The sequence below is a fragment of the Streptomyces sp. NPDC057137 genome, from assembly GCF_042670825.1.
GTDB lineage: Bacteria > Actinomycetota > Actinomycetes > Streptomycetales > Streptomycetaceae > Streptomyces.
In genome coordinates this window covers 1-16,503 of the sequence record NZ_JBHUUW010000032.1, presented here as the reverse complement: position 1 = coordinate 16,503, position 16,503 = coordinate 1, and the positions used below count along the sequence as shown (strand labels likewise).

The 16,503-nt window shown below is 71.5% G+C and carries 14 protein-coding genes; 6 read left to right on the top strand and 8 right to left on the bottom strand.

Going from position 1 to position 16,503, the window contains the following annotated elements:
- Positions 1 to 45 precede the first annotated feature (45 nt).
- Positions 46 to 573 (top strand): peptide-methionine (S)-S-oxide reductase MsrA, encoded by a 528-nt coding sequence (msrA, locus tag ACFT9I_RS23750; protein WP_382567213.1) that lies wholly within the window; start codon positions 46 to 48, stop codon positions 571 to 573.
- 101 nt (positions 574 to 674) lie between these two features.
- Here msrA and ACFT9I_RS23745 read toward each other — a convergent pair whose 3' ends face one another.
- The 4 genes from ACFT9I_RS23745 to ACFT9I_RS23730 form a co-directional block, all read right to left on the bottom strand.
- Positions 675 to 1,106 carry a VOC family protein gene (locus tag ACFT9I_RS23745; RefSeq protein WP_382567317.1) on the bottom strand — a complete coding sequence of 144 codons (432 nt, stop codon included), beginning with the start codon at positions 1,104 to 1,106 and terminating at the stop codon, positions 675 to 677.
- Between the two features lie 94 nt (positions 1,107 to 1,200).
- Complete coding sequence (gene ligD, locus ACFT9I_RS23740) at positions 1,201 to 2,208, bottom strand: non-homologous end-joining DNA ligase (RefSeq protein WP_382567212.1); 1,008 nt, start codon at positions 2,206 to 2,208, stop codon at positions 1,201 to 1,203.
- Positions 2,209 to 2,610: 402 nt separating this feature from the next.
- Complete coding sequence (locus tag ACFT9I_RS23735; RefSeq protein ID WP_382567210.1) at positions 2,611 to 3,252, bottom strand: response regulator; 642 nt, start codon at positions 3,250 to 3,252, stop codon at positions 2,611 to 2,613.
- Between the two features lie 95 nt (positions 3,253 to 3,347).
- Complete coding sequence (locus ACFT9I_RS23730; RefSeq protein WP_382567208.1) at positions 3,348 to 4,565, bottom strand: sensor histidine kinase; 1,218 nt, start codon at positions 4,563 to 4,565, stop codon at positions 3,348 to 3,350.
- Positions 4,566 to 4,698: 133 nt separating this feature from the next.
- Between ACFT9I_RS23730 and ACFT9I_RS23725 the strand changes: the two genes are divergently transcribed.
- The 3 genes from ACFT9I_RS23725 (at position 4,699) to ACFT9I_RS23715 (ending at position 7,388) form a co-directional block, all read left to right on the top strand.
- On the top strand, positions 4,699 to 5,622 hold the full coding sequence (locus ACFT9I_RS23725) for an ATP-binding cassette domain-containing protein (RefSeq protein WP_382567206.1): 924 nt from the start codon (positions 4,699 to 4,701) through the stop codon (positions 5,620 to 5,622).
- Positions 5,619 to 6,485, top strand: a complete 867-nt coding sequence (locus ACFT9I_RS23720; protein ID WP_382567205.1) for an ABC transporter permease — start codon at positions 5,619 to 5,621, stop codon at positions 6,483 to 6,485. The genes ACFT9I_RS23725 and ACFT9I_RS23720 overlap by 4 nt, the downstream gene beginning before the upstream one ends.
- A gap of 81 nt (positions 6,486 to 6,566) precedes the next feature.
- Positions 6,567 to 7,388: an integrase gene (locus ACFT9I_RS23715; protein ID WP_382567203.1), complete on the top strand. Its 822-nt coding sequence runs from the start codon at positions 6,567 to 6,569 to the stop codon at positions 7,386 to 7,388.
- A 159-nt stretch (positions 7,389 to 7,547) separates the two neighbouring features.
- On the opposite strand, the gene ACFT9I_RS23710 is transcribed toward ACFT9I_RS23715, so the two are convergent.
- From ACFT9I_RS23710 to ACFT9I_RS23695, 4 genes are all read right to left on the bottom strand, one after another.
- Positions 7,548 to 9,335, bottom strand: coding sequence for an ABC transporter ATP-binding protein (locus ACFT9I_RS23710; protein ID WP_382567201.1), 1,788 nt, complete (start codon positions 9,333 to 9,335; stop codon positions 7,548 to 7,550).
- Positions 9,336 to 9,467: 132 nt separating this feature from the next.
- Positions 9,468 to 10,136, bottom strand: a complete 669-nt coding sequence (locus tag ACFT9I_RS23705; protein ID WP_382567199.1) for a ThuA domain-containing protein — start codon at positions 10,134 to 10,136, stop codon at positions 9,468 to 9,470.
- Between the two features lie 13 nt (positions 10,137 to 10,149).
- Complete coding sequence (locus ACFT9I_RS23700) at positions 10,150 to 11,007, bottom strand: SMP-30/gluconolactonase/LRE family protein (protein WP_382567198.1); 858 nt, start codon at positions 11,005 to 11,007, stop codon at positions 10,150 to 10,152.
- Positions 11,004 to 13,193 (bottom strand): DUF6351 family protein, encoded by a 2,190-nt coding sequence (locus tag ACFT9I_RS23695; protein ID WP_382567197.1) that lies wholly within the window; start codon positions 13,191 to 13,193, stop codon positions 11,004 to 11,006. The genes ACFT9I_RS23700 and ACFT9I_RS23695 overlap by 4 nt, the downstream gene beginning before the upstream one ends.
- A gap of 179 nt (positions 13,194 to 13,372) precedes the next feature.
- Between ACFT9I_RS23695 and ACFT9I_RS23690 the strand changes: the two genes are divergently transcribed.
- Both ACFT9I_RS23690 and ACFT9I_RS23685 read left to right on the top strand, forming a co-directional pair.
- Positions 13,373 to 16,048, top strand: coding sequence for a SpoIIE family protein phosphatase (locus ACFT9I_RS23690; protein ID WP_382567194.1), 2,676 nt, complete (start codon positions 13,373 to 13,375; stop codon positions 16,046 to 16,048).
- 138 nt (positions 16,049 to 16,186) lie between these two features.
- Positions 16,187 to 16,465 carry a GlsB/YeaQ/YmgE family stress response membrane protein gene (locus tag ACFT9I_RS23685; RefSeq protein WP_382567192.1) on the top strand — a complete coding sequence of 93 codons (279 nt, stop codon included), beginning with the start codon at positions 16,187 to 16,189 and terminating at the stop codon, positions 16,463 to 16,465.
- Positions 16,466 to 16,503: the final 38 nt, after the last annotated feature.

Here is a 16,503-nt window from a genome sequence, read left to right as displayed (position 1 = left end):
GCGGTGTCGGCGCAGTACCGTGTGTAACAGAGGAGGGAGTTATACATGAGCACAGATACGGCAACGGAGAAGGCGGTCCTCGCGGGCGGCTGCTTCTGGGGCATGCAGGATCTGATTCGCGGTCTGCCGGGGGTGGTCTCCACCAGGGTCGGTTACACCGGTGGTGACGTCGCCAACGCGACGTACCGCAATCACGGAACGCACGCCGAGGGGATCGAGATCGTCTTCGACCCCGAGAAGACCAGCTACCGCCAGATCCTCGAGTACTTCTTCCAGATCCACGACCCCACGACGCTCAACCGTCAGGGCAACGACATCGGCCTCAGCTACCGCTCGGCCATCTACTACATCGGCGACGAGCAGAAGCGGATCGCCGAGGACACCATCGCCGACGTCGAGGCCTCCGGCCTGTGGCCGGGGAAGGTCGTCACGGAGGTGGCCGAGGCGGGCGCCTTCTGGGAGGCGGAGCCCGAGCACCAGGACTATCTGATCCGCTACCCCGACGGGTACACCTGCCACTTCATCCGGCCGGGCTGGAAACTGCCCGCCCGCAGCGAGCGACAGGCGCACTGACGGACGCTTGAGTCCTCGATCGCCGGGCGGGCCGCAGACCGCGGCCCGGCCGGCGATCCGACACGTCAGACAGGTCGGACAGGCCAGACACGTCACACACGTCAGGTCGCGAAGACCTGCGCGTCGTCCGCGAACGCCTTGAACTCCAGCGCGTTGCCCGCCGGATCGAGCAGGAACATCGTCCACTGTTCGCCCGGCAGCCCCTCGAAACGGACGTAGGGCTCGATGACGAACGTCGTCCCGGCCGCCCGCAGCCGGTCCGCCAGCTCGTGGAACTCCGCTGGGGTCAGCAGCAGGCCGAAGTGCGGTACCGGCACGTCGTGCCCGTCGACGGCGTTGCGTACGCCTTCGCTCCGGCGCGGCGCCAGATGCGTCACGAACTGGTGACCGCGCAGATTCCAGTCCACCCAGGTGTCCGAGCTGCGGCCCTCCGACAGGCCGAGTACGTCGCCGTAGAAGCGGCGCGCGGCGGCGAGGTCGTCGACGGGCACGGCCAGGTGGAAGCGCGGTATACGGGAGTCGGGGGTGGTCATGGGGGTGTCGCCGCCCTTCGTCGCGGTCGGGTTCACGGGCGCCGTACGGATGGTGCGAGACAGTGCGTACGGCCGCCCTACGAGTACTGCCCCGTCAGGCCGGTCTCTCCCGCACCACATCCGTCGGGTCCTTGTCGTCCCGCAGCCCCACGAAACGCGGGTGACGCAGCATCCCGTCCCGCGTCCACTCGGTGAACGCGATCTGGGCGACGAGCCGGGGCTCCGACCAGTGCGGAGCCCGCTCCTTGACCACGTCGGCGAACGGCGACCGGGGCGTCGCGGCCTCGTCCAGACGCCGGTGGATGTCCACCAGCGTCGCGTGGTCGTACCCCGTACCCACCTTGCCCGCGTACCGCAGCCGTCCGCCCTCGTAGTGACCGAGGAGCAGCGCGCCGAAACCGACGCGGGAACCGGACGGCTCCGTGTAACCGCCGATGACGAACTCCTGCCCCCGCTCGCACTTGAGCTTCAGCCAGCCCGATGAGCGCCGGGGCTCGTACCGGCCCGCCGCGCGTTTCGCGATCAGCCCCTCCCAGCCGTCGGCGCACGCCCGCTCCAGCAGTTCCTCACCGCCCGCGTTGCGGTGCGGCGTGAAACGCAGCGGCGCCCGGAAGGACAGCGCCCTGCGCAGCAGCGACTTGCGCGAGCGCAGCGAGATCGCGGTGAGATCGGCACCGTCGAGCCGCAGCAGATCGAACAGGTAGTACGTGACGGCCACCCCGCTGGCGCGCGCCCGGCGGGCGTCGCTGATCCCCATCCGCCGCTGGAGCCGGGCGAAGTCGGTACGGCCGTGGGAGTACGCGACGACCTCGCCGTCCACCGTGAAGTCGGGGCAGTCCTGTGCGGCGAGGGCATCCACGATCTCCGGATACGTGGCGTTCAGCCGCCGTCCGGTGCGCGACAGCAGCCGTACTCCCGAGGCGTCCCGCACGGCGAGTACCCGGACGCCGTCCAGTTTGCGTTCGAAGATCCAGCCGTCGCCGAAGATCCGCCGGTCGCTCAGGGTGGCGAGCATCGGCGCGGACGCCAGAACGGCGCCCGACCGGGTGTGGCCCAGTCTGCCCCGCTCGTCGGGGGGCAGCGTGTCCAGGAGGCCGCTCATCGGTCCTCGCCTCCTTCTGTCGGGTCTGTCACGTCAGGGCCTCCGGTGTCGTCTTCAGGGGCTTCAGCAGCGTCAGCGGCCATGGAAGGAGGCTCCCCGGGAAGGGGCGCGGGGTGCGCCTGCGGGCACGGCTGATCACCCGTTAGGGGCGGACGAGGCAGCCGTACGAGCTGCCGCAACGTCCACCTCGCCCGGGGGAGCGGCCCCGCCGCGCCGCTACTGTTCCCGTCGCTGCGCCGCCCGCGAACGCGTGGCCGCCCGCCACGCTCGCGGTGCGACTGAGTCTCCTTGTCCGCACGGCGGCGCCGGGGACGCCGGAGGAGAAGGCGTTACGGGCCCTGGCCGAAACCTGACGGGCGCCTTGACGGGCGCCTTGACGGGCGCCCTGGCGGGCGGGCGGCCTCACCGGGGCGGCGACACCAGCCCCATCTCGTAGGCCATGATGACGAGTTGGACGCGGTCACGCGCGCCGAGCTTGCTGAACAGCCGGGCCACATGCGCCTTGGCGGTCGCCACGCTGATGAAGAGATGGTCGGCGATCTCCCCGTTCGACATGCCGCGTCCGACGAGGACCAGCACCTCGCGCTCCCGCCCGGTGATGCCGGCCACCGCCCGTGCGGGCGGGGCCGGTTCGGGCCGGGCGGCGAACTCCTCGATCAACCGGCGTGTGACGCTCGGCGCGATGAGCGCTTCACCGGCGGCCACCACCCGGATCGCCGAGAGGATGTCTTCGAGGGACATGTCCTTGATGAGGAAGCCGCTCGCCCCGGCGCGCAGCGCCGCGTACACGTACTCGTCGTCGTCGAACGTCGTGAGGACGACGACACGTGACGACCCGGCACCGGCGGTGATCAGTCCCGTCGCCTCGATACCGTCCATGCCGGGCATCCGGATGTCCATCACGACGACGTCCGGCCGCAACTCCCTTACCAGTTGGACCGCCTGGGCGCCGGTCCCGGCCTCACCGACGACATCCAGGTCGGGGTGGTCGGCGATCAGGACGCGCAGCCCGGAGCGGATCAGCGGCTGGTCGTCGGCGAGCACGACGCGAACCGGAGCGCGAACCGGAGCTGGGATGGGAGCCGGGGTAGGAGCCGGGGCGGGAGTCGGAGCCGCGTCGCCGGCCGGCGTTCCGGCCGTCACCGGGCCACATCCGTCCGCACGAGTACGTCCGTCCCCGTGACCGGCACCGGCACCGGCAGCCACGCCGCCACACGGAAGCCGCCCTCCGCGCGCGGCCCGGCGGTCAGCCGCCCGTCCAGCAGCCCCACCCGCTCCCGCATGCCGACCAGCCCCCAGCCCCCGGCCCGGTCGATGTCGGCGGGCTCGCACCCGCACCCGTCGTCGACGACCTCGACGGACACCTCCTCGGCCCCGTACTCGACAGTCACCCGGCAGGACCGGGTTCCCGCGTGGCGTACGACATTGGTGACCGCCTCCTGGACGATGCGGTACGCGGACAGGTCGATGTCCGCCGGAATCGCCCGGCGGACGCCACGCCATCGCAGCTCGACCCGGACACCCGCCCCCGCCGATGTCGACGCCGCCAGCCGTTCGACATCCGCCAGCCCCGGTGCGGGATCGAGGGATACGGGCTCCGCGCCGGGAACCGGTTCCGTACGGCGCAGCGTCCCGAGCGTCCGCCGCAGACCGGCGAGCGTCTCCCTGCTGGTGGCCTCGATGCTGACGAGCGCCTTGCGGGCCTCGTCCGGCTGGGTGCCGATCACCCGGCTGCCCACCCCCGCCTGGATGGCGATGACGCCGATGCTGTGGGCGATCATGTCGTGCAACTCCCTCGCGATGCGCAGCCGTTCGGCGGCGACCGCCTGGGCCGCCGCCTGGGTGCGCTGCACCACGGCGTGCTCGCGGCGCTCCCGGATCGACAGCCCGATCATCCAGGCGGCGACCAGCGCCAGACCGAGGACGACGAGCGTCCGGAGGTAGACGTCCGACCCGGACGTGAAGTAACCGGCCGACGCGATCTGCACGAGGAGCGTCGGCACGGCGGCGGCGAGCGCGACACGGCGAGCACGGGAGGCCACGACGGACAGGACGGCGAGATCGTTCACCAGCACCAGCAGATACACGACCTCCCACGAAGGCCGCTGCGCCAGGACGGCGAACGTGCCGATCAGCATCAGTGCCGTGGCGGGCAGGGGGTGGCGTCGCAGCAGAGCCACCGGGAGCACGGTGGCGACCGCGCAGAGGGCGAACCGCAGATTGGTGGAGTTGTCGGGACCGCTCCGCACCGCGAGCAGCAGCGCGTACGGATAGGCGACGCCCCCACACCAGGCCGCGAGCGGGCGCCAGAGCTCGTCCAGGCGTCTGAGCTGCGGAAAGAGCGGAGTGGCCGACATACGCCGATCGTAACCGCCGCCTCCGTGCAGGGGTATTGGCCGGGAGACGTACGCCCACGGGCCACCCCCGCCGCCGCCGATGTGGCCGACCGCCCGATGCCGAACGGCCGGGTGCCCGGCCACTGTTGGCCGGGTGATCGAAGTCAACGAACTGACCAAGCGCTACGGCGGCACCACCGCCGTCAAGGACCTCAGCTTCACCGTCCACCCCGGCCGGGTCACCGGATTCCTCGGCCCCAACGGCGCCGGCAAGAGCACCACGCTTCGGCTGCTCATCGGCCTGAACCGGCCCACCGCCGGCACCGCCACCATCGACGGCCGCCCCTTCCACCACCACCCGCGCGGGCTGCGGCACGTCGGCGCGCTGCTCGACGCCCACGACATCCACGGCGGGCGCACCGCGCGCGCTCATCTCGCCGCCCTCGCGCGCGGCAACGCCCTGCCGAAGAGCCGGGTGGACCACGTCCTCCAGGAGGTGGGACTTGCCGCCGCCGCCCGGCGCCGGATCGGCGGGTTCTCGCTCGGGATGAAGCAGCGGCTGGGGATCGCCGCCGCGCTGCTCGGCGATCCGCCGGTGCTGCTGTTCGACGAGCCGATCAACGGCCTTGATCCGGAAGGGGTGTTGTGGGTACGCGGGCTGTTCCGGCGGCTCGCGGCCGAAGGGCGCACGGTATTCGTCTCCAGCCATCTCATGAGCGAGATGGCGAACACCGCGGACCATCTCGTCGTCATCGGCAGGGGCGAACTCATCGCGGCCGAGAGCCTGGTGGACTTCGCCGCCCGAGGCACCCGGTCGAGCGTGACCGTCCGTACACCGGACGCCGCGGCGCTCACCGCGCTGCTGACGGCCGAAGGCGCGGACGTACGACCGCCCGCCGCCGGCGGGCCGGGCGACCAGCTCGCCGTAACCGGCCCCGACGCGGCGCGCATCGGTGAACTCGCCCACCAACACCGCATCAGGATCAACGAGTTGACGACCAGCTCCGCCTCGCTCGAAGAGGCGTTCATGGAACTCACCGCCGACAGCGTCGAATACGGCGCGGGGGACCCACGATGACCACGCAGACCAGGACACCCGTCACCGCCGACCGGAGCGAACCCGCGCCCGAGCCCCGCGCCAGGTTCCACGACCTGGTCGCCGCCGAGTGGATCAAGATGTGGTCGCTCCGCTCCACGCCCTGGGCCTTCGCGGTGAGCGCGCTGCTCGTCATCCTGATCAACACGAACGCCGCTGTCGCCGACCACAACAACTGGCCGGGCTACCCCGAGGGGATCCGGGAGCTGTTCGTCCCGATCTGGGCCATGCGGGACGCCTTCACCATCGGCGGGGCGATGGTCCTCATGCTCGCCGCCGCGAGCATCGGCGCGCTGACGCTGGTGGGGGAGTACAGCACCGGCCAGATCCGCACGACGTTCGCCGCCGTCCCGGCCCGCCGCTCGGTACTGGCGGCCAAGACCGTCGTCGTCACGGCGGTCACCACCGCCCTCGGCGCCGTCGCCGCCGTGACCTCGTTCGCCGTGACCCAGGCGATCCTGTCCGGCCGGCACGTCGGCCTGCCCTTCGACTACCCGGGCGCCGCACGCGTCATGGTGGCGTCGGCGCTGCTCGCCCCGGTGTGCGCGCTCGTCGGTATGGGCGTCGGAGCCCTCATCCGGCACACCGCGACGACGATCGTCACCCTCACCTTCATCCTTCTGGTCCTGCCGTCCCTCCTCAACGAGCGCAACCACATGGCCGCCTCCATCCAGCACGCCCTGCCCCAGGGAGCCTGGTCCGAACTGGTGGAGGTGGGCGAATCCCCGGTCCGCGAGCTCTATCCGGCGACGATCGCCGGCTCGTGGGCGGTGTACGGGCTCTGGTCGATCATGGCGCTGGCGATCGCGATGCTGCTCGTCCACCACCGCGACCCCGCGCCCTAGTCACGCAGGGGGCGCGCCGGGGTTGTTCTACCCTCGACGTCTTGACCGCTGGAGAGGCGGCGGTAGGGCATGCGGGTGTCGATGGCGAGCGTTCCGAAGCGGCCCGGCCGCGTGAACGAGGACTTCACCGGCGCCGTACCGACCGCAGCGGTGCTCATCGACGGCGCCGGCATCCCCGGCGCCGAATCGACCTGCCGGCACGGCGTCGCCTGGTACGCCTCCCGTCTGGGAGGCACCCTCCTCGGTCTCCTGGCACTGGAGGCGGACCGCGGCCTCGCGGCGCTGCTCGCCGCGGGCATCGAGCGCGTGACGGACGATCACCGGGACACCTGTGCCGTCACCGACCCCATCAGCCCGTCGGCGACCGTGGCCGTCCTGCGCCTGTCCGACGGCCTCGCCGAGTACCTGGTGCTCGGCGACTCGGCCCTCGTACTCGACCGGGCGGACGGTGCTCCGCTCGTCGTGACCGACCCCCGGGAGGTGATCATCAGCCGACGGTACGAGGCCGCGCTCAAGGCCGTCGCGGAGGGCAGCGACGAATACCACCGAATCCTCCGCGACCTGCGCGCCAACCGGAACGGACCGGGCGGCTTCTGGGTGGCCAAGGACGACCCACGCGCGGCGGACGAGGCGATCACCGGAAGCTGCCCGGTCTCCGAGCTGACCGGCGCCGCCCTGCTCAGCAACGGGGCCGGCCGTATCGTCGACCGGTTCGGACTCACCGACTGGCCGGGGGTCATGGCCCTCCTGGCGTCGGACGGACCCGCCGAGATCATCCGGCGTGTCCGGCGGGCGGAGGCCCGCCACGCCGTGGCGGCGGACGACGCGACGATCGCCCACTGCACCGAACTCCGCGAGGCCCGGCCGTCAGCCGGTCCGTACTCGACACCCGGCCCGTACTAGGCCCTGTCCGGGCGATCTTGCCGGGCCCGGAACGCCTGGCACGGCACCTCGCCGCGTTGCCGAAATGCCCACAGGAAACCACCCTGAGGGCACTTCGGCGCCTTGCGATGCACCGCACCAGACGCCCCGGGCTATCCGACAAGATCGCCCGGACAGGACCTAGGAGGCACGGTGCGCCGGCTGGAGGCCGGCGTACACCCCGCCGCTCGTCATCAGCGCGTCGTGCGTGCCGACCTCGGCGATCCGGCCGTGCTCCATCACCACGATGCGGTCCGCGCCCCGGATCGTGGACAGCCGGTGGGCGACGACGAAGACCGTGCGGCCGTCGACCAGTCGCGCCAGCGCCTCCTGCACCAGTGCCTCCGAGCGGGTGTCGAGCGCGGACGTGGCCTCGTCCAGGACAAGCACCCTGGGGTCGCGTATGAGCGCGCGGGCGATCGCGAGCCGCTGCTTCTGGCCGCCCGAGAGGCGCGCGCCGCGCTCCCCGACGACGGTGTCGAGACCGTCCGGCAGCCGGTCGACGAATTCGAGGGCGTTCGCGTCCCGGAGCGCCCCCCGTACGGTCGTCTCGTCCGTGTCGTCCAGCCCGTACGTGACGTTCTCGCGGATCGTGCCCTCGAAGAGGATCGACTCCTGCGGGACGACGGACAGGAACCGGCGGTAGCTGCGCAGGTCGAGCGTGGCCATGTCCGTGCCGTCCAGCAGGATGCGGCCGGAGGTGGGGCGGATGAAGCCGATCAGGAGGTTGAGCACCGTCGACTTGCCCGCGCCGGACGCGCCGACCAGGGCGATGGTCTGGCCGGGACGCGCGGACAGGGTGAAGCCCTCCACGGCGGGATCGGGCGAACTGTCGTACTGGAAGCCCACATCCTGGAAGTCGATGCGCCCGGCGACCGAGCCGACCTGCTCCTTGCCCGCGTTGCTCTCCAGGTCGGGAGCCTGCAGGACCTCGCCCGCCGACCGTACGGACTCAAGTCCCTTGCTGATGACGGGCGCCAGACCGAGCAGCGTCACCATGGAACTGGTCAGGGTGGTGAAGAACGCGCTCAGCATGACGACGTCGCCCGCCGTGATGGGCAGCAGACCGTGATACGCGACGAGCGCCGAGCCCGCGAGACACGCCACACCAAGGGAGTTGAGCAGGATCCACGCGAGCGCGCCGAAGCGTCCGTTGAGCAGATCGAGCCGCACCCCCGCCGCGAGTACCTGGCGCAGCGAGCCGTCGATACGGACCATCGCCGCGCCCTCCAGTCCGTGCGCGCGGGTGATCGGGATCAGCGACGTCATCTCACTGACCCGTGACGACATGCGCTCCACCTCGTGGCGGAACGCCGCGTTGTGGCTCTGGAGCCGGCCGCGCAGCCGCACGATCAGAAAACCGGCGGCGGGGACGACGAGCAGGAAGACGGGGAGGAACGACGGCACCCGCACCCCGATCACGACGAGTCCGCCGACGAGCGTGATGACGGCGGCCAGCCCCATGTCCGAGGACTGCTGCACCATCTGCTCCACCGTCTCCACGTCCCTGACCACCTTGGCCTGGAGCACACCCGCGCTCACCCGCGAGTGGTAGCCGATCGAGAGCTGCTGCATCCGGCGGCACAGCGCGTCGCGCAGCGCCATGCCCACACGCCGTACGCTCCCGGCCAGACATCGCACATAGAGCAGATGCAGCGGGAAGTTGAGCAGCAGGACCACGAGCAGCACGCCCGCGTTGATCCAGATGTCGGACTCCGGGCCGTGTTGTACGACGGTGTCGATGATGTTCGCGGTGATGAGGGGAAGCAGCCAGATCGGGCTGTGCTTTCCGATGAAGGCGAGGACGGCCACCGCGAGCCGGGGGCGGTCGGGACGGAAGAGATAGCCGAGGGTCCGTACGGGATGCTCACCCCGGTAGCGGTGGTCGAGCGCCGCCGATGACGGGGTGGTGGAGACCGGTCGCTGCATGGGCCAAGCAAATCCCGCGCCTCGTGGGCCCGCAACCCCCTTGTTTCCTGCGGGTTTACCAACTCCTGGTGCCAGGGCGTGTCCGCAAAGTCCCGCCTGGCCCGCGATGCTCGGACACGCCCTGGCCGCGCGCTACTCCCACCCCGCGGCGTACCGGATACCGCCCCGCAGATGCGCGAGGAAGTCCCGGTCCGCGAACGCCTCCGCCGTATGCCCCAGGGCGGTGTAGAACACCCGGCCGCCGAGGCGTTCGTGGCACCAGACGAGCGGGTGGTCCTCGCCCATGCCGCCGCCTTTGTAGGAGGATTCGTCGGCGCGGGCCAGGATCCGTACGCCGCGCGGTGCGCTCCGGAAGTCGTACCACTCGTCCGTGAACCGCCAGCGCGCGCCGAGATGGCGGGTCGCCGGGTGGTCGTGGTCGGCCACCGTGACCGTGCCCGGCTGGAGTTGGGGGTGCCGGTCGAAGCGCGCCCCGAGCAGGTCGCCGAAGTACGGCCAGTCGTACTCCGTACAGGCCGCCGCGTGAATGCCCACGAACCCGCCGCCGCCCGCCACATGGAGCCGCAGCGCCTCGCGCGCGCCGGGGGTGAGGACGTCCCCGCTGGTGGAGAGGAAGACGACGACCGCGACGCCGGACCGGGCGACCTCACGCTCCAGCACGGCCGGGTCCTCGGTGGCGGTGACCTCGAATCCGTCCTCGGCGCCGACGCGCCGAAGAGCCTCGGTCCCGGCGGGGATCGACTCGTGCCGGTAGTCGGCGGTCCGGGTGAACACGACCAGCCGTGCGGCCTGTTGGGACATCGGGGCACCCACCTCAGCCGGCGAACGGGGTGTCGGGAACGCCCTGCCCCGCGTCCGGCAGGACCAGGAGCGAGCCGGTGAGGGGGTGCGGGGCGACGACACCGACGCGGGCGGTGGTGATGTACAGGTCGCGCAGCTCCGGGCCGCCGAACGCGCAGGACGTGGGCCGAGTTACGGGCAGTTCGACGGTACGGTCCAACTCGCCGTCCGGCGTGTAGCGGCGGATCGCGGCGCCGTCCCAGAGCGCGACCCAGACACAGCCGTCCGCGTCCACGGTCAGCCCGTCCGGGTGACCGGCGCCGGGCTCGATCGTCGCCAACGGGCCCTGGTCGAGGAGCGGTTCGCCGGGGGAGTGCGCGTCGGCGCGGAACCGGTCGATACGGCCGGTGGGCGTGTCGACGTAGTACATCGTCCGCCCGTCCGGACTCCAGCCGGTGCCGTTGCCGACGGTCACGGGCCGCGTGTCGGTGACGGCTCCGCCGGACAGACCGGGCGCCACCCGGATCAGCGTCCCGCCGCCCGGCGCCTCGTCGTAGCGCATGCTGCCCGCCCACAGCGCGCCGTCGGGCGCGACGGCCGCGTCGTTGCCCCGGCGGCCGGGCACCGGGTCGTGCACCAGCCACTCGAAGTCGCCGCCGGGGCCGTACAGACCGATGCCGTCACGGAGGTTGACCACCAGCCCGCCCCCGGCCCGGGGGAGCGCGGCGCCGACGTGCTGCTCGGTCGCCATGACCGTACGACGGCCGTCCGCCGGGTCGAAGGTGTGGATCCGCGAGGAAAGAATGTCCACCCACACCAGTCGGCCGGTCGCGGGATCCCAGGTGGGACCCTCGCCCAACTTCGCCCGCGCCCGTACGGCGACCTCGATCATCGAGCCGCACCCCTGTCCTCGACCGACTGCCAGGTGTCCACGGGCGGCCGCTGCCCCTGACCGCGACTGCTCCAGTCGCAGACCCCGCTCGGGAACGCCGCGCGCAACTGCCGCAGTTCGTCGCCGGTGAATGTCACCGCGTAGTCGGCCGGATCGATCGCCTCGCGCGCGCACGCGATCACGTCGTCCGCGAGCGGGGCGCCGGCGACCAGCCTCGGCGTCGGGAAGGCCGGGTACAGCGCGCCGCACTCGCCGGGGTTGTCGTAACCGAGCCGCTGCTCGATCTTCTTGGGCTCCGCGTCCTTGGTCCAGCACGCGTCGGTCAGCCCCGCCGGCTTGTGCGCGACGACGTCCCGCGCGGTCCACTCGGTCCACTCCGGCCGCGCGGCGTCCGACGTCAGCGACGTCAACCACGCGTCCATCTCCGTGAGGGCGTACCGCAGCGCGGGACTCCTGAGACTGAACCCGTGGCGGTTGTCCTCCGCGAGCATCACCTGGTTGTCCGCGTGCCCGTTCGCCGCGATCAGCCGCGCTCGGGTGGAGAACCCGTGCACCGCCATGTGGATGTCGCCGCCGGGCAGATCGTCGGTGTAGGAGCGGTGGTCGATGACGGCTGTGCTCGCCAGACCGGCGCCGCCCCACAGGATGCGGCCCGTACCGTACGCCGCCTCGGTCGCCTCGGCGTCGGCGGCCGTCCGCCCCGCGGTGAACTCGGCGTCGCGGTCGATGCCCCCGACACGGGAGTTGAGGTCGATGAACTGCTTCTTGTCGATCGCGCCCGCGTTCAGCGCGTCGAGGCCGTACTGCACACCGACGTTGTCCAGCGGGCGCAGCGCGGCGCCGGTGCGCCGGTCGGTGCCGTACACGTTCACGGTGTGGTCGAAGACCGTGCCCCGCGCCCCGTCGGGGTTGGTGCGCGCGTCGTACCGCTGGTCCGCGGGCAGGGCGGCGGGGAACTCCGCGTCCGGGTCGAGGCGCTTCGCGCCGTCGCTCAGATTCGGGATGCTCGCCCGCTCGCGGAAACCGGCGACCGCCGTCTGCTGCCCGGCGCTGAACTCGTCCGGCGCCGTCGCGGTGAAGTAGTGGTCGAGCAGCCGGGAGTCCAGCAGCGTGGTGTTGGTCGCCGACGTCACGTCGGGGAAGCTGCACCCGACGATGATGCCGTCGAGCAGACCGGGGTAGTTGTCGGCGGTCTGATAGCTCTGGTACGAGCCTCCGGAGCACCCCCAGCCGATGGTGAAGCGCGGGACGCCGTACCGCTCCACGAAGTGCTCCTTGACCATCATCGTGGTCTCGGACGCCAGCAGGTCGTTGCAGTTGTTGCCGAAGACGTTGAGGGACGAGGAGGCCACGGCGTACCCGCGCCCCAGCATCTCGGTGTCCAGTACGCCGCCGGTGTCCGCGCCCTGCGTGTACCAGCCGCCCCGGCAGCCGCCGCCGAACGTGTACACGAGCCGCCCGTTCCACCCCTCGGCGGGCCGCGTCCGGGTCGGCTCGGGCGCGACGGGGTCGGCCAGCATGGAGATCTGGTAGACGCCCCGGTTGAGCGTGCCCGTCTCGATACGGATGAGGAACGGCACCCGGGCGCCGGTCGTCGTCGTGGTCGTCGCGAGGTCCGCCGGGCGGCCCGCCGGATCGGCCAGCGGCTTCACGGTCCCGTCGGTGGAGCGGTACGCGTGGTCGACCCGTGTCGCGATCGAGCAGTCCTCGTCCAGCGGCGGCCCCAGCGTCGAGCCGTCGACCAGCTTGAACGACTCCGTACCGCACACGAAGGGCCGCTCGTGCGGACCGCTGATGACCGGGCCGGTCGACGGATGGTCGCGCACCTGGAGCACGGCCCGCGCGCCTGGCCGGCCGGGGACGGCCGCGACGAGCCGGTTGCCGCCCTCGCGCAGGGCTGTCACCAGACCGGTCAGGGTCCCGGGCGTGGCGCCCGTGGCCGTGAACGCCGACGTCACGTCCGTGCCGTCGCGGGTGACGCGTACGTCGTCGGGGTCGAGGCCGCGCGGGACCCCGACACACACCAGCACGTCACCGCCGGTGACCACGTCGGGCCGGGTCGACAGCGTAACGATGGAGAGCCGCGCGTCACCCCCGCCCGGCCGCTGCGCGGCGGCGCTGGGCAGACAGGTCAGCAGCAACGCGCCGGCGGCGAGCGCGACGGCGAGGACGGGCCGACGGGACACCGATGAACCCCCAAGATCAGTCGACCGGCCGCACCGGCCGGCGAACACTCGTCCCACTCCGCTTCACTCCCCATCACTCCCGGACCCGCAGAATGGTTCATGCGGCGAAGTGCCGGGTCAAGACCCCGTACCGGCACCGGCGGCTCGCCCACCCCCTGAGAGGGGTGTAGAAAGGGGTCATGGCCGGACGCGACGGCCGCCGGCGCTCCGTTCTGAAGATGAGAACTGTCGCAGGCCAGGTCTTTCTCCTTCAGGTGGCGATCGTCGTACTGCTCGTCGCCGCCGCCTCCGCCGCGCTCGTACTCCAGGGCCGTACGGACAGCGACCGCGAGGCGCGCAACCGCTCCGTCGCCGTGGCCGAGACCTTCGCGAACTCGCCGGGCATCCAGGCGGCGCTCAAGAACCCCGATCCCGCCGAGGTCCTGCGCAGACCCGCCGAGCTGGCCAGAGCGCGCTCGGGCGTGGACTTCATCGTCGTACTCAACACCGACGGAATCCGCTACACCCACCCGATTCCCAACCGGGTCGGCAAGAAATTCGTCGGCAATCTGAAGCCCGCCCTCGAAGGGCATGTGATCACCGAGCGGATCACCGGCACCATCGGCCCGCTCGTGCAGGCGGTCGTCCCCGTCTTCGACGCGCGCGGCAAGGTGGTCGGGATGGTCTCCGCGGGCATCACCATCAAACGCGTGAGCGCGGTCGTGGAGGACGAGTTCCCGCTCCTGTTCGGCGCCGCGGCCGGTGTGCTCGTCCTGACCATGGGCGGTACGGCTCTGGTGAGCAGACGCCTGCGCCGCCAGACCCACGGGCTCGGACCCGCCGAGATGACCCGGATGTACGAGCACCACGACGCGGTTCTGCACGCCGTACGCGAGGGGGTGCTCATCGCCGGCGGCGACGGCAGGCTGCTGCTCGCCAACGACGAGGCCCGCAGACTGCTCGACCTGCCGGCGGACGTGGAAGGCCGCCCCGTCACCGATCTGGGCCTGGACCCGAGCACCGGGAAACTGCTGGGCTCCGGCCGGACCGCGACCGACGAGGTCCATCCCGTCGGCGAGCGGCTGCTCGCCATCAGCCAGCGGCCCACGGACCAGGACGGCGGCCCGCCCGGCAGCGTGACCACTCTGCGGGACACCACCGAACTCCAGGCGCTCACCGGAAAGGCCGACGTGGCCCGGGGGCGCCTGCGGCTGCTGTACGACGCCGGTACGGAGATCGGTACGACCCTGGACGTGGTCCGCACCTGCGAGGAACTGGCCGAGTTCGGTGCCGCCCACTTCGCCGACTTCGCCACCGTCGATGTGATCGAGGCCGTCCTGCGGGGCGAGGAGCCGACCGCCGTGGTGCTGGACATGCGCCGTACCGCCTCCAGCGGCCGGGACGAGGACACCTCGCTCTACCCGGTCGGCGAGCTGATCCAGCTGCCCCCGTCGACTCCCGTGAGCGACGCCGTCGCCAACGGCGAATCGATCCTGGTCCCGGATCTCGCCGCGTTCGCCGGCTGGCACAAGCAGCACCCCCAGCGCGCCAGGAAGCTGGTCGACGAAGAGGGCTTCCACTCGATGATCACCGTTCCGATGCGGGCGCGGGGCGTCATCCTCGGCGTCGCCACCTTCTGGCGGTCCGTGCAGCCCGAGGCGTTCGAGGGCGAGGATCTGACCGTCGCCGAGGAGATGGTCGCCAGGGCGGCGGTCAGCGTCGACAACGCCCGCCGCTACACCCGCGAGCACACCATGGCCGTCACACTCCAGCGCAGCCTGCTGCCGCGCGGTCTCCCCGACCAGAACGCCATCGACGTCGCGTACCGCTATCTGCCCGCCCAGGCAGGTCTCGGCGGGCTCGGCGGCGTCGGCGGCGACTGGTTCGACATCATCCCGCTGCCCGGCGCCCGTGTGGCGCTCGTCGTCGGGGACGTCGTCGGCCACGGCCTTCACGCCGCCGCCACCATGGGCCGGCTCCGTACCGCCGTCCACAACTTCTCCACCCTGGACCTGCCGCCCGACGAACTCCTGTGGCACCTGGACGAACTGGTCGCCCGCATCGACCAGGACGAGGCCGTCGACGGAGCCGACGCCGGAGTCACCGGCGCCACCTGTCTGTACGCGATCTACGACCCGGTGTCCGGGAACTGCACCATGGCCCGCGCCGGCCACCTCCAGCCCGTCCTCATCCACGAGGACGGCACGGCGGCCTTCGCGGACGTCCCCGGCGGCCCACCGCTCGGCCTCGGCGGGCTGCCCTTCGAAACCCTTGAGGTCCATCTGCCGGAGAACAGCAGGCTGGTGTTGTACACCGACGGACTCGTCGAGGACCGGCACCGGGACATCGACGACGGCCTGTCGCTGCTGCGCCGTACGCTCGCCGCGCAGGCCGACCGGACCCCGGAGCAGGCGTGCGACGCCGTCCTCCAGGCACTGCTGCCCGAGCACCCCCGTGACGACATCGCCCTGCTGGTCGCCCGCACGCGGGTGCTGGACGGCGCGCACGTCGCGGACTGGGAGATTCCCGCCGACCCCGCCGCCGTAGGCAGGCTGCGGGCCGACGTCACGCGCAAACTGACGGACTGGGGCCTGGTCGAGGAGGCGTTCACCACCGAGCTGATCCTCAGCGAACTGGTCACCAACGCGATCCGGTACGCCTCCGGACCCATCCGCGTACGACTGATCCGCGACCGCAGCCTGATCTGCGAGGTCTCCGACCACAGCAGCACCTCACCGCATCTGCGGCAGGCGGCCGGCACCGACGAGGGGGGCCGCGGGCTCTTCCTCGTCGCCCAGTTCGCGGAGCGCTGGGGGACCCGCTACAGCGCCCAGGGCAAGGTCATCTGGACCGAACAGCCGCTCGCGGACGGCTGATTCCCCTTTCTTGACGGCCTCTTGGGAAAACCACGGCGTTTGAAAACCCCCGCACGGAGAACCCGGTCATTCGAACAGACGCAGTCGTGACCCGATGTCGTGACCGAAGTCGTCGATCCGAAGACAGGGAGGTGCCTCGTGGGCATCATCGCGTGGATCTTTATCGGACTTCTCGCGGGAATCGTGGCGAAGGTACTGCTGCCGGGCAAGGACCCCGGTGGCCTCATCATCACCATGCTCATCGGAATCGCCGGTGGACTTCTCGGCGGCTGGCTCGGCAAGGTGATGTTCGGAGTCGATTCCATCGACGGATTCTTCGACCTCTCCACCTGGATCGCCGCCGTTGTCGGCTCGCTGATCCTCCTCGTACTGTTCCGCCTCGTCTCGGGGCGCACATCGAGCCGCCGGCGCGCCTGACACCTGGCCACGTACGCGGCGGCCGGCGGATCACCCGC